Source organism: Superficieibacter electus, assembly GCF_002915575.1.
Lineage (GTDB): Bacteria > Pseudomonadota > Gammaproteobacteria > Enterobacterales > Enterobacteriaceae > Superficieibacter > Superficieibacter electus.
The window spans coordinates 68,816-88,981 of record NZ_PQGD01000021.1; the positions used below are offsets into that span (position 1 = coordinate 68,816).

Genomic DNA, 20,166 nt, shown 5'->3' on the forward strand with positions numbered 1-20,166 from the left:
AGCGGCCAGCCAGGCCACTCCCTGACTCACTTTATACGGTTCGGCGAGTAAATTCCTTCACTTTGAATCCCAGGATCGCAAGCGTCGCAAAGTAAGCGACAACCCCTGCAACGACCACGCCCATCAGACGCAGTATGCGCATCGGCATTTTACCCTGCGACCATTCCGGCATCAGGTGCATCACACCCATCAGCACTGCCGCCATCACCAGCACCGCGATCATCAGACGCAGCAGAAAACTGCCCCAACCTGCCTGCGGGGTGAAGATTTTTTGCTTGCGCAGTTGCCAGTACAGCAGCCCGGCATTCAGACAGGCGGCAAGGCCAATGGAAAGTGATAACCCGGCGTGCTTCAGCGGACCAATAAACGCCAGGTTCATTAATTGCGTCATAATGAGCGTCACAATAGCAATTTTAACCGGCGTTTTAATGTCCTGACGTGAATAGAACCCCGGAGCCAGCACCTTAACCACTATCAGGCCCATCAGGCCGACCGAATAGGCCACCAGCGCACGCTGAGTCATGGCGGCATCAAAGGCGGTAAACTTACCGTACTGGAACAGCGAAACGGTCAGCGGTTTAGCCAGAATCCCCAATGCCACCGCGCTCGGCAGCGCAAGCAGAAAACACAGACGCAGCCCCCAGTCCATCAGACGGTTGTACTCGTCGTGATTGCCGCTGGCGAAGCTTTTGGACAATGAAGGCAGCAAAATTGTCCCCAGCGCCACACCCAGTACGCCGGAAGGAAATTCCATCAGTCGGTCGGCGTAATACATCCACGACACCGAGCCGGAAACCAGAAATGAGGCAAAAATGGTATTAATGATAAGCGATATCTGGCTGACCGAAACGCCGAGGATCGCCGGTCCCATTTGCCGAAGCACGCGGATAGAACCGGCATCTTTAAAACTCACGCGCGGCAGTACCAGCATGCCAATTTTCTTCAGGTGCGGCAGTTGATAAAACAACTGCAATACGCCACCAACGGTGACAGCCCACGCCAGCGCCAGTATGGGCGGATGAAAGTACGGCGCGGCAAAGAGCGCAAAGCCAATCATACTGACGTTCAGGAAGGTCGGCGCAAAGGCCGGTACCGAGAAGCGGTTCCAGGTGTTCAGGATCGCTCCCGCCAGCGACGCCAGCGAAATCAGAAAAATATAGGGAAAGGTAATGCGCAATAACTGCGTGGTCAGGGTGAATTTATCCAGCGTACTCACGGGGACTGACGCAGCAGCATCAAGGCTGTGATGAACAACGCCCTGGACGATCATCCCGGCATTAGGCGAATCAACAAACCCTGGTGCCGTGACCATAATCACCCATGGTGCTGCCAGCATCCCAACAATGGTTACCGCCGCCAGCGCGAGTGTCAACAAGCCGGAAACATAGGCAATAAAGACTTTGGTCGCCTCTTCCCCCTGTTTGCTTTTATATTCAGCAAGGATAGGAACGAACGCCTGGGAAAATGCCCCTTCGGCAAATATGCGCCGCAGCAGATTAGGCAGTTTGAAAGCGACAAAAAAGGCGTCGGTCGCCGTCCCGGCACCAAAGATCCGCGCCACGATCGCATCACGGGCAAATCCCAGCACGCGGGAAAACATGGTCATTGAGCTGACAGCGGCCAGCGATTTTAATAGGTTCATTAATGTGTTTTCCGCAACACAGAGCAGAACGCCTGCAACGCAGGCGCTGGAAAAGGCGATTAGTCTACCTGGATTGTTATGAATTACTACTGTCAGATGTTACAGCGGGTTAGTCTGACGCCTGCTCAAGCCACAATTCTTCGATGATTGACTGCGCGAGTATGGCCTGCTCGCCTGACGTTTGCGGAACTGTCTGATTCTGCACGCAGTCTATAAAATGGTGCGCACAACCGACGAATCCGCGCTGCTCCAGGGTAGTTTGCCAGCCAGGAATAGCCCGGGTAACGATGCCCGCGCCGCGCTCTTCACGCCACTCACGCATATCAGTAACGTCGAATAGCGCCCCGTCGGTGACAGCCTGCACCCATTCGCGCTGGCTCCCCGCCCGCCGGTGCATACTGGTCGTGATCTGTAACTGGCGATGGGTAAAGTGGTGTTCAGCGTAGAGCATTTGGCCCTGTTGCGTGGTTTGCAGCGTACCCATCTTAAGCTCGCCTTCGCCACCGGCCAGCCACAACGCGGTATCTATCACGTGCAGATAATCATCCAGCAACGTGAAATGTAAATCATGCGGACCGACGCTGTTGCTGCGATGCTTGTCCATGCGCAGGGAAAATGCCGAATCCATGTTCGCTTTCAGTTCACGGTAAAGCGGGGAGAAACGGCGATTAAAGCCGACCATTAACGTCAGATGTTTACGCTCAGCTAACGCAATTAACCGCTCAGCGTCAGCAAGATTTTCCGCCAGAGGTTTATCAACACAAACGTGCACGCCCGCATTAAGTAATTCACTCACCACCGCATAATGCGACGCGGTGGAGGTATGAACAAAAACCGCGTCGCACTGCGCCGCCAGATGCGTAAGGGAATCCGCGCAGGGCAAACGGTAGTACTCACAGATGCGCTGCGCTTTTTCTTTAGTCGGTGACCAGGCGGCCTGTAGCGTCCAGTCTGTTGCCGCCGTTAATACCGGCAGCCAGGCTTTTTGTGCAATCCCACCCAGTCCGACCACGCCAATACGTATTTTATGTGCCACGATTATTCTCCCAGATGTGCCAGCAACGATTCCAGCCGCTGTTTAAGTTCAGCGACTTCACCTTCCAGTGCCTCAACGCGGGCATTCAGATCATCAGCAGTGGCCGGCGGGGCGTCAGACACGGTGATGTCAACTTCGCCGCTAAACAGGTGCATAAAGCGGCTTTCACGCCGCCCCGGCTCGCGCGGCAGTCGCACGACAAAAGGCCCATCTTCCCGGCTGGCCAGTTTTTCCAGCGCGCTTTCCACTTCACTCATGTCGCTGAATTCGTGCATCCGCTGGGCGCGGCTGCGTAATTCTCCCGGGGTTTGCGCGCCGCGCAGCAGCAGCGTGGTCACCAGCGCGATTTCAGCAGGCGAAAGTTTAAGATCGCCAAATTCGGAATTACAAAAACGCTGCTCGTATTTGGTTACCCGATTGCCAAAGCCGCTGACGGTGCGCAAATAATGGCGCTTCACCAGCACGTCCAGCACGTCCTGGACCTCCTGTTCACTTAGCGACATGACCGGTTCACGGTTGGTTTTCTGATTACAGGCGGTAACCACCGCGTTGACGGAGAGCGGATACTGCTCCGGGGTCGTGACCTGTTTTTCCAGCAGGCACCCGATGACGCGCGCTTCCGTGGCGGTTAATTCGTATTTCATGTCTTCTCCTTAGCGACCTGCGGTCCATTGCGGGGTAGTCAACGCCGTCAGCACGTGATCGCGCCACTCGCCGTTAATTAACAAATAGTTTTTGGCATAACCCTCTTTTTCAAATCCCAGTCGTGCCAGCAGGCCGCCGCTGCGTTGATTATGTGGCATGTAGTTCGCCATAATGCGATGAATATGTTGAGTGCGCTGCATATAGCGGATTGCCGCAGTCAGCGCCTCAAACATTAACCCCTGCCCCTGCCATTTCTGGCCGATGGAGTAGCCAAGATAGCAGGCGTGAAACGACCCACGTACCACGTTGGAAAAGTTAGCCACACCAATAATTTCCTTTTCCTCAGGATCAAGTAAGGCAAAGTAGAATGCCGTTCCCTGTTTATGGAATTCGTTAATCATACCGAGCCGCGCCTGCCAGCCAGAGGGATAGCAGTGGCTGTCGTCGCGCACCGGCTCCCAGGGTTTTAGAAATTGCCGATTCTGTGCATAATAATCCGCCAGCCGCCAGGCATCACGGTCGTGAACCAGACGCACGACCAGCCGGTCCGTGGTCAGGCGTACTTTCGGCACGTTACTGCGATAGCCAAACATGTAGACTCCTTCACTTACTTCTTGCCCTGGTCCGTTCACTATACCTGTCCCCAGGCCCGGTGTGAAAACAACAACCTGGCATTTTCTGCGCCATGTCCCCTTTTCGATGAAAGCAATCAATCAAAGCGGCCGTTTGATAAAAAAATATCGTCGCCAGGAGGGTGGGAAAAGGCAGCGCCACGCCGCAAAATAAGCAGGTTCTCGCCTTTTTGTTTCCCGGAGGGGAAATGTCCCGTATCTCGCAGGCAAGGAGCCTGGGTAAATATTTCCTGCTGATTGATAACATGCTGGTGGTGCTCGGTTTTTTCGTGGTCTTCCCGCTGATTTCGATTCGCTTTGTCGATCAAATGGGCTGGGCCGCGTTAATGGTCGGTATCGCCCTCGGCCTGCGCCAACTTTTTCAGCAGGGTCTCGGTATTTTTGGCGGCGCAATAGCCGATCGCTTCGGCGCAAAACCGATGATTGTCACCGGCATGCTGATGCGCGCTGCTGGCTTTGCCACGATGGCGATTGCCCAGGAGCCGTGGATGCTGTGGCTCTCCTGCCTGCTTTCAGGTCTGGGAGGTACGTTGTTTGATCCGCCGCGCTCCGCGCTGGTAGTAAAATTAGTGCGCCCCCACCAGCGTGGCCGTTTTTTCTCGTTGCTGATGATGCAGGACAGCGCGGGCGCAGTGATTGGTGCCCTGTTGGGCAGCTGGCTTTTACAGTATAACTTCAGCCTGGTGTGCAGCGTCGGCGCGGTGCTGTTCGTATTATGTGCAGCGTTTAACGCCTGGTATCTGCCTGCGTGGAAATTATCGACGGTAAAAGTGCCGGTGCGCGAAGGGCTGGCGCGAGTACTTCGCGATAAACGCTTTGTCACTTATGTTCTCACGCTGACCGGGTACTACATGTTGGCCGTGCAGGTAATGCTGATGTTACCGATTATGGTCAATGACATTGCCGGTACGCCTTCAGCGGTCAAATGGATGTATGCGATTGAAGCCACATTGTCCCTTAGCCTGCTGTACCCGCTGGCGCGCTGGAGCGAAAAACGTTTCCGTCTTGAGCATCGTCTAATGGCGGGTCTGCTGATCATGACGATTAGCATGCTGCCCATTGGTCTGGTCGGCAGCCTGCAACAGCTCTTTACGCTGATCTGTACCTTTTATATTGGCTCGATTATCGCTGAGCCGGCACGCGAGACGTTAAGCGCTGAGCTGGCGGACGCCCGTGCGCGCGGCAGTTATATGGGCTTCAGCCGTCTTGGATTAGCCTTCGGCGGCGCGCTGGGTTATACCGGCGGCGGCTGGCTATTTGACGCCGGAAAAGCGTCCGCTCAGCCGGAACTCCCGTGGTTTATGCTCGGCGTGATTGGCCTGATAACACTGCTTGCCCTGTGGTGGCAGTTTAGTCAGAAGCACGCCGCGCCTGGCATGCTGGAACCGCGAACCTGATTTGATAAGCATCTGTTTCTCTTCCATACTCAAAGTCTGGACGGTAATACCTGGAGGAGAAACGTGAAGCTTTATATTTACGACCACTGCCCTTACTGTGTAAAAGCCCGTATGATCTTCGGCCTCAAAAATATCCCCGTTGAGTTAATTACCCTGCTTAACGATGATGAGGCAACGCCGGTCAGGTTGATCGGTCAGAAGATGGCCCCTATTCTGCAAAAAGATGACAGCCGCTATCTGCCGGAAAGTCTGGATATTGTACATTATGTCGATAAGGTCGATGGAAAACCGCTGCTGACAGGCGATCGCAAACCAGCGATCGAAGAGTGGCTGCGTAAGGTGAATACTTACGTTGACCGGCTGCTGATCCCGCGGTTTGCAAAATCACCGTTTGATGAATTCTCCACCCCGGAAGCTCGTCGCTATTTTATTGAGAAAAAAGAGGCGAAATTAGGCAACTTTGACGAGCATCTCGCTCATTCTGCGGGTTTGATTAAGAAAATCAGCGATGATTTACGCGATCTGGATAAACTTATCGTTAAACCTAATGCGGTCAATGGCGAACTCTCTGAAGATGATATTCATCTGTTCCCGCTCCTGCGTAACCTGACCCTCGTCGCCGGGATCGCCTGGCCAACCCGGGTAGCTGACTACCGTGACAACATGGCGAAACAAACGCAAATCAACTTGCTGTCGTCGATCGCGTCCTGACCTTCTGGCGGACGGGAAACCCGTCCGCCAGCACGTTTAAGCTTTTTCCTCTGTTAATTTCTCTGCTGACAGGACATGGTGCTTATGTCAGGATAGTTGACAGGCATGATGCAGAGGAAACCCATGAAGAAGATTGTTGTTGCCGCCGCCCTGATTGTGAGCAGCCTTATCGTTGGCTGTAACCAGCTTACCCAATACACCGTGAGTGAAGCGGAAATTAATCAGGCGCTGGAAAAAAGGAATAATTTTGCTAAAGATATTGGCCTGCCCGGCGTCGCCGATGCACATATTGTTCTTAATAACCTGACCAGCGCTATCGGTCGTGAAGAGGCGAATAAAGTGACGCTGAGTGGCGATGCCCTTCTGGATATGAACTCTTTATTTGGCAGCCAAAAAGCCACTATCGTCCTGAAACTGAAAGCGCTCCCTACCTTTAATAAAGAGCAAGGCGCGATCTATTTGCAGGAAATGGAAGTGGTTAATGCACAAGTGAAGCCGGATAAAATGCAACCTGTGGTGCAAACGCTGCTGCCCTATCTGAATCAATCGCTGCGTAATTATTTCAACCATCAGCCTGCGTACACCCTGAAGGAAGATGGCGGAAAAGGTGAGGCGCTGGCAAAAAAATATGCGAAGGGCATTGAAGTCAAACCGGGAGAAATCATTATCCCCTTCACCCCTTAGTGAGTCTACTTGCCAACCCTGTAAGCCTGACGGATATCTGTCAGGCTGCACTCAGACATAATAAAAGAGTGCAAACGAAAACGTTTCCGCTTATCCTTAGTGCCCGGCAAAAAACAGCCCTGACATCCGCCGGAGCGCTCCAATGACCGAACACCCGCAAGTAATTAAAATCCGCCGCCCTGACGACTGGCATCTGCATCTGCGTGACGGTGAAATGCTGAAAACCGTTGTGCCTTACACCAGTGAAATTTACGGCCGCGCTATTGTTATGCCTAACCTCGCTCCTCCCGTCGTGACGGTAGATGCAGCAATAGCCTACCGCCAGCGCATTCTGGATGCCGTCCCAGCCGACCACTCGTTTACGCCATTGATGACCTGCTATCTGACCGATTCTCTCGACCCGGCAGAGCTGGAGCGCGGTTTTAATGACGGCGTGTTTACCGCCGCCAAACTTTATCCGGCCAATGCCACCACCAATTCCAGCCACGGTGTAACCAGTATTGATGCCATCATGCCGGTACTGGAGCGGATGGAAAAGCTGGGAATGCCGCTGCTGGTTCACGGCGAAGTGACCCATGCAGATATTGATATCTTTGATCGTGAAGCGCGATTCATCGAGACGGTGATGGAGCCTTTGCGCCAGCGTTTACCTGCGCTGAAAGTCGTTTTTGAGCATATCACCACCAAAGATGCCGCTGATTACGTGCGTGAAGGTAATGAGCGCCTGGCGGCAACCATTACGCCTCAGCATTTGATGTTCAACCGTAACCATATGCTGGTTGGCGGCGTAAGGCCGCATCTTTATTGCCTGCCGATCCTCAAACGTAATGTCCATCAGCAGGCGTTACGCGAGCTGGTGGCCAGCGGGTTCGATCGCGTTTTTCTCGGTACCGACTCAGCGCCCCACGCGCGTCACCGTAAAGAAGCCAGCTGTGGCTGCGCAGGCTGTTTTAACGCGCCCACCGCCCTTGCGAGTTATGCTACTGTGTTTGAAGAGATGCGCGCGCTGGAGCATCTCGAAGCGTTCTGCTCTCTCAATGGCCCGCGCTTTTATCAGTTGCCGGTGAACGACACCTTTATTGAGTTGGTTCGCAAAGACAGCCAGGTCGTGGAGTCCATCCCGCTTTCTGACGACACACTGATCCCATTCCTTGCGGGTGAGACGGTACGCTGGACGGTGACGAAATAATTTTTGCCCCCCTGTTGTAAGTCAATGCATTAAACTGTATAAATATACAGTGCATTTCACAGGGGGCAATTATGCGTATTGAAGTCACTATCGCCAGAACCACATCCTTACCATCCGGTGCGCTGGACGCCCTTGCGGGCGAGCTGTCCCGGCGTGTTCTCACTCATTTCCCTGATTGTGACGGTAACGTCAGCGTGCGTTATGCTGCTGCCAATAACCTCTCCGTATTTGGTGGGCTTAAAGAAGACAAAGATCGCATCAGTGAAATTCTCCAGGAGACCTGGGAAAGCGCTGACGACTGGTTCATTACTGATTAATTTTTGCTCCCTTATTGTGCATGTTTGCCGGGTCGCCCCGGCTTTTTTCCGTTTTCTTCTGGGTAATTTCTAGCCAATTTCTTATTGATTCCCTGACTTAATAAAAATTAAAGAACAACCTGCCGCTTAATTGTTCAAAAATGACTCGCAGGGAAAAAATATTTCAAGGCAAAACTATTTTCTGGAACATTTTATTTGTTTATTGATATACTTAAGTTGCTTCAAAAAAACACGCATTGAACCCAGGAGCTATCGTCTTTAACGCATACAAAGGGGTCATGATGGAAAAAAATAATGAAGTCATCCAGACCCATCCCCTTGTTGGATGGGACATCAGCACCGTAGACAGTTACGATGCGCTGATGCTGCGTTTACATTACCAGACCCCCAATCAGCCCGAGACCGAGGATACGGAAATCGGTCAGACCCTGTGGCTGACAACTGATGTTGCACGTCAGTTTATTTCAATCTTAGAAGCAGGTATCGCTAAAATTGAGTCCGGCGACTACCAGGAAAATGAGTACCGCAGGCATTAACTTAACATCAATTAATGCTGTACATTCACTCAACAGGCACCCTCCGGGTGCCTTTCTTATTTGCGCTGTACATTAAAAATCGTATGCTAGCTGCTGTAAATTAATATAATTTTTAGGGAGCGCCATGCAATACGACCTGTTAATTATTGGCAGTGGCTCCGTCGGGGCCGCCGCGGGTTATTATGCTTCACGTGCCGGATTAAAGGTGCTGATGACCGACGCACATCTGCCACCACATACTGAAGGCAGCCACCACGGTGATACGCGTTTGATGCGCCATGCCTACGGTGAAGGCGAAAAATACGTACCGCTGGTGCTACGCGCTCAGGCGCTATGGGATGCCTTAGCGGCTGAAAGTGGCGAGGCGGTATTTGAGCGTACCGGCGTCATTAACCTGGGTCCCGTGGATTCTCTTTTTCTGAAGAACGTTGCCAGTAGTGCAGCACGCTGGAAGCTCACCACCGAGCAGCTTGATGCCGGGGCAGTGATGAAACGCTGGCCCGAAATTCGGGTTCCTGAGAACTATATCGGCATTTACGAAGCCAATTCAGGGGTGCTGCGTAGCGAACTGGCCGTCAAAACCTGGATAAAACTGGCGCGCGAAGCCGGATGCGCCCAGCTTTTTAACTGTCCGGTGACGGCAGTACATCATAATGAGGCCGGAATCACCATTGATACCGCCGATGGCCAATATCATGCCCGTAAAGCGGTGATCTGTGCCGGGACATGGGTAACCCGATTGCTGCCGTCGCTACCGCTTCAGCCGGTACGTAAGATTTTTGCCTGGCATCAGGCCGACGGGCGCTACAGTACCAAAAATCATTTCCCTGCATTCACCGGTGAACTGCCCAATGGCGATCAGTTTTATGGTTTCCCGGCGGATGATAATGAACTGAAAATAGGCAGGCACACTGGTGGTCAGGAAATTCATACGCCAGAGGAGCGCCTGCCGTTTGGCGCAGTCGCCAGCGATGGTGCTGAGTCATTCTCTTTTTTACGCCAAATTCTTCCCGGCATCGGCGGATGCCTGCACGGGGCTGCCTGCACCTACGACAATTCACCGGATGAGGATTTCATCATTGATACCCTGCCCGGCCAGCCGAATACGCTGTTGATCACTGGTCTGAGCGGCCACGGCTTTAAATTCGCGCCAGCGCTGGGAGAAATTGCAGCGCAATTCGCTAAAGATGAGGCCAGCCAATTTGATTTAACTGCTTTTTCGCTGGCGCGCTTCTCACATTAATCTTGCGGCGGTCTTTTATGGCCGCGCATAATTTCCGCCCGAGCCGTGATCCTGATGATGGCTATTTCATTAGCAGGCTTATTTTATTCATATTGTATATTTAAAACACTCTTACCCTGACAATAATTTACGCTGCTTGATAAATCCTTAATTTTAGCCATAAAAATTTGAACAAATCAGTTCTGTACAAACCCCATCAGTGCACTTTAATAAGCGGTTAAAAGCCGAATACCCTGAATTAAAATCTCATTTTCATTCAATAAAAATGAAGAAGTTAAATTAGTTATAAAATTATGCTTATTTGTTGTTGCAATAATGTTTTTTGCCCAGCATTGTAAGCACACTTTATTCAGATATGAGATATCAGGTATGCACCTGAAAAATAGCGACCGTCATTATGGATTTGTTTCCATTGCGTTGCACTGGCTGGTGGCCATCGCCGTCTACGCGATGTTCGCGTTGGGATTGTGGATGGTGACGCTGAGCTATTATGACGGCTGGTATCATAAAGCGCCGGAGCTCCATAAAAGCATTGGCATCGTACTGATGCTTACGCTGGTCGTGCGCCTGATCTGGCGCACGATGTCTCCCGCCCCTGCGCCGTTGCACCATTATTCCAGGCTGACCCGCGTTAGCGCCGTAGCGGCGCATATTGCGCTCTATCTACTGTTGTTTGCCATCATTATCAGCGGTTATCTCATTTCAACGGCTGACGGTCAGTCTATCAGCGTCTTCGGGCTTTTTAACGTCCCGGCGACGTTAACCGATGCGGGCGCACAGGCTGACCTGGCGGGCAATCTGCATTTATGGCTGGCGTGGAGCGTAGTGATCCTCTCTGTCGTGCACGCGCTTGCCGCTTTTAAACATCATTTCATCGATAAAGACGATACCCTGCGCCGCATGCTGGGGAAATCGTCACCTGACTCTGGAGCGTAATATGAAGAAAAGCCTGCAAGGATTATTACTGGGAAGTCTGCTGCTCACCGCTGGTTCGGCCATCGCCGCTGATTATAAGATTGATAAAGAAGGTCAGCACGCCTTCGTTAATTTTCGTATTCAGCATCTTGGCTACAGCTGGCTTTACGGCACATTCCGTGATTTTGACGGGACGTTTACCTATGATGAAAAGAATCCGGCTGCCGATAAAGTGAATGTCACCCTGAATACCAATAGCGTGGACACTAACCATGCGGAACGTGATAAACACTTGCGCAGTGCTGACTTCCTGAATGTGGCGAAATACCCGCAGGCCACTTTCACCTCTACCGCAGTGAAAGCTGATGGCGATGCGCTGGATGTGACTGGTAACCTGACGTTGAACGGCGTGACCAAACCCGTAACGCTGAAGGCGAAGATGATCGGTCAGGGTGACGATCCGTGGGGTGGTAAACGCGCAGGTTTTGAGGCGGCAGGTAAAATCAGCCTGAAAGAGTTTAATATTAAAACCGATCTCGGTCCGGCATCGCAGGATGTAGAGCTGATTATTTCGGTGGAAGGCGTACAGCAGAAGTAATATTACGCCCGGCAGTGTAGCCTGCCGGGCGTACTTTGTTACTCTGGATCGGGAATACCTAATTTAGTGTTCAGACGTCCACGAGACTTATTAAAAATCTTATTGCCATTCTCCCGGCCCGCACGCAGCTGCCGCTGCTGTTCCTCCGGCAATGCGCTTTCCGTCTGACACGCTTCACTACAGCATCCGGAATATTTCTCCGCGCACGCAGGACACTGAATAAACAGCAGGTGGCAACCATCGTTCAGACAGTTTGTATGACTGTCACACGGCGTACCGCACTGATGACAATGCGCAATAACGTCTTCTGAAATCCGCTCGCCCATCCGTTCATCAAAGACAAAGTTTTTACCAATAAAGCGTACCGGCAGTCCCTGCTCACGCGCCCGGCGCGCATACTCAATAATGCCGCCTTCGATGTGCCAGACCTTGCTAAAACCGTTATGTTTCATCCACGCGCTGGCTTTTTCACAGCGAATACCGCCAGTGCAGTACATAACGATTTTTTTGTCTTTGTGCTCCTGCATCATCTCTACCGCTTTTGGCAACTGCTCGCGAAAAGTGTCAGCAGGAATTTCCAGCGCATTTTCAAAGTGCCCGACTTCATATTCGTAGTGGTTGCGCATATCGATAAACAGCGCATCCGGATCGTCAAGCATGGCATTGACGTCAGCGGCTTTCAGATAGTCGCCGACGTCGCTGGGATCAAAGCTGTCGTCATCAATGCCGTCAGCCACAATGCGATCGCGCACTTTCAGGCGCAGTACCCAGAATGACTTGCCGTCATCGTCGAGCGCAACGTTGAGGCGCAGCCCCTGTAAGGCAGGATCAACGCGCTCAAGCAGGGTTCGCAAAGCTTCGGTGTTGCTTTGCGGAATACTGATTTGCGCGTTAATGCCTTCGTGAGCCAGGTAGATGCGACCGAAAACGTTAAGCGCCGTCAGTGCCGTATACAGCGCGTCGCGCGTCGCCTTCGGATCGGCGATGGTGAAATACTTATAGAATGAGATCGTCGTGCGCGGTTCGGTCTCGGCCAGCATCCGCGCCTTCAGTTCCTCATTCGATATGCGGTTGTGTAACACTGGCATGGTGTACGTTCCTGCAAGGGTGAATGAAGGGATAAACGGGCGGCATCATATAGCAATAACTGACAATTTACATCCCTACATTTTTAGCTACATTTGCATCATCTGTAACACTTACCATCCACAACTGCTGATTTACCACGCACTTCGTTGCCCAAAATGTTGGCAACCGGGAAAAAAGTGCGACAATAGAGCCAGTTGTAAATTTAATGACAGGAATGACATGACGCATTTACCAAAATTCACCGTGGCGCTGCTTCATCCGCGATACTGGTTAACCTGGCTGGGTATAGGCACGCTTTGGCTGGTAGTACAGCTACCCTATCCAGTACTTTATCGTCTTGGGCATGCTCTTGGTCACCTGGCACAACGCGTTATGAAACGGCGGGCAAAAATAGCGGAGCGCAATCTGGAACTGTGTTTCCCGCAAATGAGTCAGGCCCAACGAGATGAGATGGTGCATAAAAATTTCGAATCCGTAGGAATGGGGTTGCTGGAAACCGGGATGGCCTGGTTCTGGTCCGACAGGCGAATGGCGCGCTGGACCGAAGAGCGTGGCATGGACGCAATCAAAGCGCAGATTGCACAGGGGCGCGGTATCTTGCTGATTGGCGTTCACTTTTTGACGCTGGAAATGGGTGCCCGCATCTTTGGTATGCATCTGCCAGGGATTGGGGTTTACCGACCCAACGACAATCCGGTGCTGGACTGGCTGCAAACCTGGGGCCGTCTGCGCTCAAATAAAGATATGATCGACCGTAAAGACGTCAAAGGCATGATCCGTGCGCTGAAAAATTGTGATGTGATTTGGTACGCGCCCGATCATGATTATGGTCCGCGCACCAGCGTCTTCGTGCCGTTTTTTGCAGTTGAGCAGGCCGCGTCCACTTCCGGTACCTGGATGCTGGCGCGCACCTCCAAAGCCTGTATCGCCCCGTTCGTTCCGCGCCGCAAGCCAGACGGCAAAGGTTATGAGCTTATCGCGCTCGAACCAGAATGCGATCCACCGCTGGATAATGCCGAAACCACCGCTGCCTGGATGAATAAGATTGTTGAGAAATGCATCATGATGGCTCCCGAGCAGTATATGTGGCTGCACCGCCGCTTCAAAACGCGCCCTGAAGGTGTGCCTTCACGCTACTGATATCTTTACCCTCTTCCTGCCCGGCGGCGCAAGCTTGTCGGGCCTGGGTGAAATTTACAGGATGCGTTTTTTTCTTCCCTCAACGCTAAGCTTTAAAAGCTATCCCATTTGCAGCGATTCTTCCCGGGGGGCATAATTAGCGGGCTTATCATTTTTTTAGCTAAACTTAGTATATTCTGTGCTGCGTTATAGGAGCCTATGCCCTCTTCTGAAACCCCCATCAACTGGAAACGTAATCTAACCGTCACCTGGTTCGGTTGTTTTTTAACGGGTGCCGCGTTTAGCCTGGTGATGCCTTTTCTGCCGCTGTATGTTGAACAGCTCGGCGTTACGGATCACAGTGCATTAAATATGTGGTCCGGGCTGGTCTTCAGTATCACGTTTTTATTCTCTGCCGTCGCCTCGCCGCTGTGGGGCGGGTTAGCCGATCGTAAAGGCCGCAAAATTATGCTGCTGCGATCCGCGCTCGGTATGGCCATTGTGATGCTGCTGATGGGGATGGCGCAAAATATCTGGCAGTTTTTGATCCTGCGGGCGCTTTTAGGGCTGCTGGGCGGTTTCATTCCCAATGCCAACGCATTAATCGCGACGCAAATCCCACGCAACAAAAGCGGCTGGGCGCTGGGGACTCTCTCCACCGGCGCGGTGAGCGGCGCACTGTTAGGCCCGCTGGCAGGCGGGCTGTTGGCTGACAGCTACGGTCTGCGACCTGTCTTCTTCATGACCGCCGGCGTGCTATTTCTCTGTTTCCTGCTGACGCTATTTTATATTCACGAACAGTTTGTCCCGATCGCCAAAAAAGAGATGCTGCACGCCAGGCAAGTGCTCGCCTCGTTGAAAAGTCCGCGCCTGGTACTGAGCCTGTTTATTACAACCCTTATTATTCAGGTGGCGACCGGTTCAATAGCACCGATCCTGACACTCTATGTACGTGAGCTGGCTGGAAATGTCAGTAATATCGCATTCATTAGCGGCATGATCGCTTCTGTACCGGGCGTCGCAGCGCTACTCAGTGCCCCCCGGCTGGGTAAACTGGGCGATCGCATCGGCCCGGAGAAGATTTTAATTGCCGCTCTTGTCGTCTCAGTACTGCTGCTTATTCCCATGTCGTTTGTTCAGACCCCGTTTCAGCTCGCAGTTTTACGCTTTCTGCTCGGCGCGGCAGATGGTGCACTCCTGCCCGCAGTACAAACGCTGCTGGTTTATAATTCGACCAATCAGATTGCCGGGCGGATCTTTAGCTATAACCAGTCCTTCCGGGATATCGGCAACGTTACCGGCCCGCTGATCGGTGCGGCGGTCTCCGCCAGCTACGGCTTTCGCGCGGTATTCCTCGTTACCGCCGGGGTGGTGCTCTTTAACGTCATTTACTCGACCTTTAGTCTGCGCCGTCGACGCGCGGTTGCGGTAGCCAAACAACCGGTTGATTAAGCGAGGGTTTCATTTTAGTGAATGATTTTTTGTTGTTCACCCTTGCAATGGCCAATATTCAGCTATTCTTTCCCTGACCAACACGTCGAATCACAGGGAGAAACCAATGACTATGTATGCCACACTCGAAGAAGCCATTGATGCGGCGCGCGAAGAATTTCTTGCCAACACCCCTGGTGTTGAAGAGGAAGATGCCAATATTCAGCAATTAAGCATCCAGAAGTATGTATTACAGGATGGCGACATCATGTGGCAAGCCGAGTTCTTTGCCGAAGAAGGTGAGAACGGTGACTGCCTGCCAGTCTTAAGCGGTGAAGCAGCACAAAGCGTGTTTGACGGGGACTATGATGAAATAGAACTTCGTCAGGAGTGGCTGGAAGAAAATACCCTGCATGAGTGGGATGACGGCGAATTTCAGCTCGCGCCTCCGCTGGATACCGAAGAAGGCCAGGCGGCGGCAGATGAGTGGGATATCCGCGATTAACGGATAAAACCTGACGTCACGGACCTGTTACTCATAAGGTCCGTGATGGGCATCAAGCGGTAACAATAGCGTATCGAAAATTAATGAAAATGGCAGATCCAGTACCGTCAGCCAGCGCCAGCTGGAGTCGCGCACGTCCCACTGCACGCCGGGATAGTACTGATTGCCATGCCCCTGTCCGGGTATGGTACGGCTAATAACGCTGCCGCAACCGCAAAGCATAATCGACATCGCGACGACCAGTACTATTCTCATGCTCTCCACCCCTGACGCTAAAAAAATACCGGCCCTGGGGCCGGTACGGACTGTTAACAGTATCTTATCAGGATGATTTTGTCTTCAACGCCAGCGGATTTAGCGCCAGTTGCTGATAATAATTCACCCATGAAGAATAACGCTCAGGTGAACTCCATACCCGATAGTGCAAACGTGACATAGTGACCGGGTCGCTTAATAACACCAGACGGCGGTCGCGATTAAGTTTTTCCGGCGTTTCATTCAGCGCTTGCTCAACGTGGCGCTCACGGGCTATCTCAAGGATATTGCCTTTGCCATGACGAGCCGTTGCCATCGCTGTCGCCAGCGCATTGAATGACGGATTAAAGACCGCATGCATAAAGCCATCTTTCAGCGAACGCTGAATATTCAGTTCCAGGAAACGGTCAGTATCAATCAGCACTTGCGGCGGCGAATACTCTTCCGGGATCAGGAACAGCTTCCAGCGTTTAGTGCGTAATCCCACCGTGGAGCGGCTGGAAATGACTGACACAAACGGCGAGAGGATCAGCGAAAACACAATCGGAGCCAGCCAGAACAGGAAGCGCAGATCCAGCCATGCCATCCCCACGGCCCACACCAGACCGAGAAGCATTTGCGAGCCATGACGCTTAAACGCTTCCACCCATGAGGTTGAGTCATCATCACGCTGTGGCGAATTCCAGACGACTTCCCAGCCAAGGAAGGCGCTGACCACGAAAACGGTATGGAAGAGCATACGTACCGGTGCCAGCAGCACCGAGAACAACACTTCCAGCAGCAAAGAGAGCGTAACGCGAATAAAACCGCCGTACTCTTTCGGCCCCTTACACCACACCAGAATAATACTGAGCAGTTTTGGCAGGAACAGCAGCACCATTGTTGAGGCAAATAGCGCGATGGCCAGTTCCGGACGCCACTGCGGCCACACCGGGAATAGCTGGCGCGGCTGGAGGAAATACTGCGGCTCCGTTAACGCGTGAACCACCTGCAGCGCGGTTGAAAGCGCAAGGAACATAAACCACAGCGGCGCAGACAGATAAGACATAACGCCGGTTAAGAACACTGCACGGTGAACAGGATGCATGCCTTTTACAAGAAACAGGCGGAAGTTCATCAGGTTACCGTGACACCAGCGACGATCGCGCTTCAGTTCATCCAGCAGGTTAGGCGGTAGCTCTTCATAAGATCCCGGCAGGTCGTAGGCAATCCACACGCCCCAACCAGCACGACGCATCAGCGCCGCTTCCACAAAGTCATGCGACAGAATTGATCCCGCAAAAGAGCCCTCGCCCGGCAACGGTGCCAGCGCACAGTGCTCAATAAACGGCTTCACGCGGATAATAGCGTTATGGCCCCAGTAGTGCGACTCACCCAACTGCCAGAAGTGCAGACCGGCGGTGAACAGCGGACCATAAACGCGCGTCGCGAACTGCTGGCAGCGTGCGTACAGCGTGTCCATACCAGAGGCTTTTGGCGACGACTGAATGATCCCCGCGTTTGGGTTCGCTTCCATCAGGCGCACGAGGCCCGTCAGACAGTCCCCCGTCATTACCGAGTCCGCATCCAGCACCACCATATAGCTATACTGGCTGCCCCAGCGGCGACAAAAGTCATCAATGTTGCCACTTTTGCGTTTCACACGACGGCGACGACGGCGATAGAAGATTTGCCCTTCGCCCTGCACTTCCGCAATCAACTCCATCCACGCTTTCTGCTCAGAGACACAGATGTCCGGATTGTAGCTGTCACTGAGGATGTAGACATCGAAGTGCTGCTGCTGACCGGTGGCTTTAACCGACTCCCAGGTCGCCCGTAGTCCGGCAAATACGCGATCAACGTCTTCATTACAGATAGGCATAATCAGCGCGGTACGATGCGCCGGGTTAAGCGGTTCATCGCCCACGGTAGAGGCTGAAATACTGTATTTATCCCGCCCGATAAGCAATTGCAGAAAACCCATCAGGGCGGTCCAGAAACCTGCCGAGACCCAGCAGAACAGTACCGCAAAGAGGATCAAAATACCGGTTTGCAAAATATACGGCAGAAGCTGCATGAAGGAGACCAGTAAATCCTGTCCCAACATGTCACTCGGGTTAATCAGCGCCCAGCCCTGATACGGCAGAATGGTTTTCATATACCAGGTGGCAACCACAGTTTGCGCCAGGGTCAATATAAGCAGAATGTAACGGCGCAGAGTCCCCACCGCACGCCACTGCTGCTCGCTGACCTGCTGCTCTTTCGTCAGACGCGAAAGATAGCGCGGCTGCTGCTCACGCCCGCGCAGGCGATCCCAAAAACGGCCAACCGGGTTAGTCCGCCATGGATCGGGGAACATGGATGAACGCTTCGCCTTAGGCATCGCGTTAAGCTGCGTGCGACCAAGGTCGTCTTTAACCAGCTGTGCTTTATGCAATGATTCAGGCCAGCTATGTTCAAGGCGAGACTTGACCGAGCCCAGCGGGGCGTCATCTTCACGTTCAAAGCGCTGGTGTTCAGCATCAAGCGCTTCATGAACGGCGCGCAGATCCCTGTCGGCTGGAATTGCCGCTTTCTCAGTGTCCGTGAGCGGCAACGCGTCGATATATTTCGTTATATTATTCATTGGCAGGTAACTGATAGCTCCAGGTTTCACTCAGCGTCTGGTCTGCATTTACCAGCGCGGCACGCATCTCAGTGGTCTGCTTAGGATCTTTAATCTTCATTCGCAGCGTCAGACGCCAGCCTTTGGTCACTGGATTATAGCGCACGCTGTTTTCAACGATTTCACCATTGTCACCAATGCTGGTTTGCGCCGTGACTGGCGTATCTGCCGGCAGCTTTTTCATCTCCGGCCCGGCAAAATCGATCACAAAGGCCAGTGTTCCATCCGCCTGACGAATAAGATTGGATTGCTTAACGTCCCCGGCTGAACGACGGCTCTGGATCACGTAGGCGTTATCCGGCGCATGCAGCTTGTCTTCATCCCGGCTGAAGGTAATAGCGTAACTAAAGTTCATCTCTTTACCGGCCTCAGGGAGCTGATCCGGTGTCCAGTACGCGACGATATTATCGTTAGTTTCATCGTTGGTTGGGATTTCAACCAGCTCAACTTTGCCTTTTCCCCACTCCCCTTTTGGCGTGATCCATGCACTCGGGCGCAGATCGTAGCGGTCGTCGAGATCTTCATAGCGGTTAAACTGACGGCCACGCTGTAACAGACCAAAGCCTTGTGGGTTTTCCATTGCGTAGCTGCTCACCCCCAGGTGTTTCGGGTTGTTAAGCGGACGCCAGATCCACTCGCCATTACCCGCATGGATCGACAATCCGTTGGAGTCATGCAGTTCAGGACGGAAGTTGGTCGTTGGAGAGGGCTGATTTGGCCCAAAGAGGAACATGCTGGTCAGGGGGGCTACGCCGAGTTTACCAACCTTATCGCGCAGGTAAACTTTCGACTGGACGTCAACCACCGTATCGCGCCCCGGCATGATGGTGAAGCGGTATGCGCCCGTTGCACGTGGAGAATCCAGCAGCGCGTAGATGTTCAGGCGCTTATCAGTGGGTTTTGGCCGTTCGATCCAGAACTCACGAAAACGCGGGAACTCTTCACCTGATGGTAGTGCGGTATCAATCGCCAGACCTCGGGCGGAGAGGCCATACACCTGCCCCTGGCCCAGCACACGGAAGTAGCTTGCCCCGAGCATACTGACGATTTCGTCATTCTTATCTTTACTGTTGACCGGGTAGAGAACTTTGAAGCCGGCAAAACCCAGATCTTTTACGGTGTCTTTATCGTGCTGAACATTGCCGAAGTTGAAGTAGTCCGGGCTGTATTTGATCTTACGCACGGCGTTGGAGGTCACTTCATTGATGGTCACCGGCGTATCAAAGTACATTCCCTGATGATAAAATTCGAGCTTGAAAGGCGTCTTAATCTTGCCCCAGTAAGCTTTGTCGTGGTTGAACTGAATCTGCTGATAATCCGCATATTTCATCTCGCGGAAGACGGAGGGCAGATTGCTTTTAGGAGCCTCATAGCCTTTTCCTGCCAGTGACTGGGCCTGCTTTGCCACATCATCAATGGAGAACGCCCATGCAGATGAGGTGCACAGGGACAACGTTATGGCTACGCCTAACCAGCGCATTTTCATCATCTGTGATTTATTTTTCATAATAAGTAAGCACTTCCCCCTTTGTGTGCTTAAATCGATCCGATCCATTTTAATGGAAACTCTGGCAATCC

Annotated in this window: 20 protein-coding genes; 12 read left to right on the plus strand and 8 right to left on the minus strand. The window is 52.6% G+C overall.

The features are described from left to right. Window positions 1-31: 31 nt before the first annotated feature. From murJ to rimJ, 4 genes are all read right to left on the minus strand, one after another. Window positions 32-1,642, minus strand: a complete 1,611-nt coding sequence (gene murJ / locus CHU32_RS21905; protein WP_103678093.1) for a murein biosynthesis integral membrane protein MurJ — start codon at window positions 1,640-1,642, stop codon at window positions 32-34. 109 nt (window positions 1,643-1,751) lie between these two features. Beyond that, the gene (locus CHU32_RS21910; protein WP_103678094.1) at window positions 1,752-2,678 is read right to left on the minus strand and encodes a Gfo/Idh/MocA family protein; all 927 of its coding nucleotides are present in this window, start codon (window positions 2,676-2,678) and stop codon (window positions 1,752-1,754) included. A gap of 2 nt (window positions 2,679-2,680) precedes the next feature. After that, window positions 2,681-3,322: a YceH family protein gene (locus tag CHU32_RS21915; protein WP_103678095.1), complete on the minus strand. Its 642-nt coding sequence runs from the start codon at window positions 3,320-3,322 to the stop codon at window positions 2,681-2,683. Window positions 3,323-3,331: 9 nt separating this feature from the next. Further along, window positions 3,332-3,916, minus strand: coding sequence for a ribosomal protein S5-alanine N-acetyltransferase (gene rimJ / locus CHU32_RS21920; RefSeq protein ID WP_103678096.1), 585 nt, complete (start codon window positions 3,914-3,916; stop codon window positions 3,332-3,334). 227 nt (window positions 3,917-4,143) lie between these two features. On the opposite strand from rimJ, the gene mdtH reads away from it, so the two are divergent. From mdtH to CHU32_RS21965, 9 genes are all read left to right on the plus strand, one after another. After that, on the plus strand, window positions 4,144-5,352 hold the full coding sequence (mdtH, locus tag CHU32_RS21925; RefSeq protein WP_103678123.1) for a multidrug efflux MFS transporter MdtH: 1,209 nt from the start codon (window positions 4,144-4,146) through the stop codon (window positions 5,350-5,352). A 63-nt stretch (window positions 5,353-5,415) separates the two neighbouring features. Next, window positions 5,416-6,063, plus strand: a complete 648-nt coding sequence (gene grxB / locus CHU32_RS21930) for a glutaredoxin 2 (RefSeq protein WP_103678097.1) — start codon at window positions 5,416-5,418, stop codon at window positions 6,061-6,063. A gap of 123 nt (window positions 6,064-6,186) precedes the next feature. Further along, window positions 6,187-6,747 (plus strand): lipoprotein, encoded by a 561-nt coding sequence (locus tag CHU32_RS21935; protein ID WP_103678098.1) that lies wholly within the window; start codon window positions 6,187-6,189, stop codon window positions 6,745-6,747. A 142-nt stretch (window positions 6,748-6,889) separates the two neighbouring features. Then, window positions 6,890-7,936, plus strand: coding sequence for a dihydroorotase (pyrC, locus tag CHU32_RS21940; RefSeq protein ID WP_103678099.1), 1,047 nt, complete (start codon window positions 6,890-6,892; stop codon window positions 7,934-7,936). A 71-nt stretch (window positions 7,937-8,007) separates the two neighbouring features. Further along, window positions 8,008-8,253, plus strand: a complete 246-nt coding sequence (dinI, locus tag CHU32_RS21945) for a DNA damage-inducible protein I (RefSeq protein WP_103678100.1) — start codon at window positions 8,008-8,010, stop codon at window positions 8,251-8,253. 281 nt (window positions 8,254-8,534) lie between these two features. Continuing rightward, window positions 8,535-8,789, plus strand: coding sequence for a biofilm formation regulator BssS (gene bssS, locus CHU32_RS21950; RefSeq protein ID WP_103678124.1), 255 nt, complete (start codon window positions 8,535-8,537; stop codon window positions 8,787-8,789). Between the two features lie 124 nt (window positions 8,790-8,913). Further along, on the plus strand, window positions 8,914-10,032 hold the full coding sequence (solA, locus tag CHU32_RS21955) for an N-methyl-L-tryptophan oxidase (RefSeq protein ID WP_103678101.1): 1,119 nt from the start codon (window positions 8,914-8,916) through the stop codon (window positions 10,030-10,032). A 369-nt stretch (window positions 10,033-10,401) separates the two neighbouring features. Then, entirely contained in the window at window positions 10,402-10,968 is a 567-nt protein-coding gene (locus CHU32_RS21960; RefSeq protein WP_103750928.1) for a cytochrome b, read from the plus strand. 1 nt (window position 10,969) lies between these two features. After that, window positions 10,970-11,545 (plus strand): YceI family protein, encoded by a 576-nt coding sequence (locus tag CHU32_RS21965; RefSeq protein ID WP_103678103.1) that lies wholly within the window; start codon window positions 10,970-10,972, stop codon window positions 11,543-11,545. 38 nt (window positions 11,546-11,583) lie between these two features. Here the strand turns inward: CHU32_RS21965 and trhO are convergent, their stop codons facing one another. Next, entirely contained in the window at window positions 11,584-12,633 is a 1,050-nt protein-coding gene (trhO, locus tag CHU32_RS21970; protein WP_103678104.1) for an oxygen-dependent tRNA uridine(34) hydroxylase TrhO, read from the minus strand. Window positions 12,634-12,853: 220 nt separating this feature from the next. Here trhO and CHU32_RS21975 point away from each other — a divergent pair, with 220 nt between their 5' ends. From CHU32_RS21975 to CHU32_RS21985, 3 genes are all read left to right on the plus strand, one after another. Further along, complete coding sequence (locus tag CHU32_RS21975; protein WP_103678105.1) at window positions 12,854-13,774, plus strand: Kdo(2)-lipid IV(A) acyltransferase; 921 nt, start codon at window positions 12,854-12,856, stop codon at window positions 13,772-13,774. Between the two features lie 198 nt (window positions 13,775-13,972). Next, window positions 13,973-15,205 (plus strand): multidrug efflux MFS transporter MdtG, encoded by a 1,233-nt coding sequence (gene mdtG / locus CHU32_RS21980; protein WP_103678106.1) that lies wholly within the window; start codon window positions 13,973-13,975, stop codon window positions 15,203-15,205. A 106-nt stretch (window positions 15,206-15,311) separates the two neighbouring features. Next, window positions 15,312-15,689: a MysB family protein gene (locus tag CHU32_RS21985; protein ID WP_103678107.1), complete on the plus strand. Its 378-nt coding sequence runs from the start codon at window positions 15,312-15,314 to the stop codon at window positions 15,687-15,689. Between the two features lie 27 nt (window positions 15,690-15,716). Here CHU32_RS21985 and CHU32_RS21990 read toward each other — a convergent pair whose 3' ends face one another. The 3 genes from CHU32_RS21990 to mdoG form a co-directional block, all read right to left on the minus strand. Then, window positions 15,717-15,944 carry a YceK/YidQ family lipoprotein gene (locus tag CHU32_RS21990; protein WP_103678108.1) on the minus strand — a complete coding sequence of 76 codons (228 nt, stop codon included), beginning with the start codon at window positions 15,942-15,944 and terminating at the stop codon, window positions 15,717-15,719. 67 nt (window positions 15,945-16,011) lie between these two features. Further along, a complete protein-coding gene (mdoH, locus tag CHU32_RS21995; RefSeq protein ID WP_103678109.1) occupies window positions 16,012-18,549 on the minus strand; it encodes a glucans biosynthesis glucosyltransferase MdoH in 2,538 nt (845 codons plus the stop codon). Beyond that, window positions 18,542-20,095, minus strand: coding sequence for a glucan biosynthesis protein G (gene mdoG / locus CHU32_RS22000; RefSeq protein WP_218113788.1), 1,554 nt, complete (start codon window positions 20,093-20,095; stop codon window positions 18,542-18,544). The genes mdoH and mdoG overlap by 8 nt, the downstream gene beginning before the upstream one ends. Window positions 20,096-20,166 lie beyond the last annotated feature (71 nt).

Excerpts from the sequence above, each read along its gene's own strand:
- murJ (WP_103678093.1), bottom strand. The coding sequence starts at position 1,642 with ATGAACCTATTAAAATCGCTGGCCGCTGTCAGCTCAATGACCATGTTT.
- CHU32_RS21915 (WP_103678095.1), bottom strand. The coding sequence starts at position 3,322 with ATGAAATACGAATTAACCGCCACGGAAGCGCGCGTCATCGGGTGCCTG.
- rimJ (WP_103678096.1), bottom strand. The coding sequence starts at position 3,916 with ATGTTTGGCTATCGCAGTAACGTGCCGAAAGTACGCCTGACCACGGAC.
- mdtH (WP_103678123.1), top strand. The coding sequence starts at position 4,144 with ATGTCCCGTATCTCGCAGGCAAGGAGCCTGGGTAAATATTTCCTGCTG.
- CHU32_RS21935 (WP_103678098.1), top strand. The coding sequence starts at position 6,187 with ATGAAGAAGATTGTTGTTGCCGCCGCCCTGATTGTGAGCAGCCTTATC.
- pyrC (WP_103678099.1), top strand. The coding sequence starts at position 6,890 with ATGACCGAACACCCGCAAGTAATTAAAATCCGCCGCCCTGACGACTGG.
- dinI (WP_103678100.1), top strand. The coding sequence starts at position 8,008 with ATGCGTATTGAAGTCACTATCGCCAGAACCACATCCTTACCATCCGGT.
- bssS (WP_103678124.1), top strand. The coding sequence starts at position 8,535 with ATGGAAAAAAATAATGAAGTCATCCAGACCCATCCCCTTGTTGGATGG.
- solA (WP_103678101.1), top strand. The coding sequence starts at position 8,914 with ATGCAATACGACCTGTTAATTATTGGCAGTGGCTCCGTCGGGGCCGCC.
- CHU32_RS21960 (WP_103750928.1), top strand. The coding sequence starts at position 10,402 with ATGCACCTGAAAAATAGCGACCGTCATTATGGATTTGTTTCCATTGCG.
- CHU32_RS21965 (WP_103678103.1), top strand. The coding sequence starts at position 10,970 with ATGAAGAAAAGCCTGCAAGGATTATTACTGGGAAGTCTGCTGCTCACC.
- trhO (WP_103678104.1), bottom strand. The coding sequence starts at position 12,633 with ATGCCAGTGTTACACAACCGCATATCGAATGAGGAACTGAAGGCGCGG.
- CHU32_RS21975 (WP_103678105.1), top strand. The coding sequence starts at position 12,854 with ATGACGCATTTACCAAAATTCACCGTGGCGCTGCTTCATCCGCGATAC.
- mdtG (WP_103678106.1), top strand. The coding sequence starts at position 13,973 with ATGCCCTCTTCTGAAACCCCCATCAACTGGAAACGTAATCTAACCGTC.
- CHU32_RS21985 (WP_103678107.1), top strand. The coding sequence starts at position 15,312 with ATGACTATGTATGCCACACTCGAAGAAGCCATTGATGCGGCGCGCGAA.
- CHU32_RS21990 (WP_103678108.1), bottom strand. The coding sequence starts at position 15,944 with ATGAGAATAGTACTGGTCGTCGCGATGTCGATTATGCTTTGCGGTTGC.
- mdoH (WP_103678109.1), bottom strand. The coding sequence starts at position 18,549 with ATGAATAATATAACGAAATATATCGACGCGTTGCCGCTCACGGACACT.
- mdoG (WP_218113788.1), bottom strand. The coding sequence starts at position 20,095 with ATGAAAAATAAATCACAGATGATGAAAATGCGCTGGTTAGGCGTAGCC.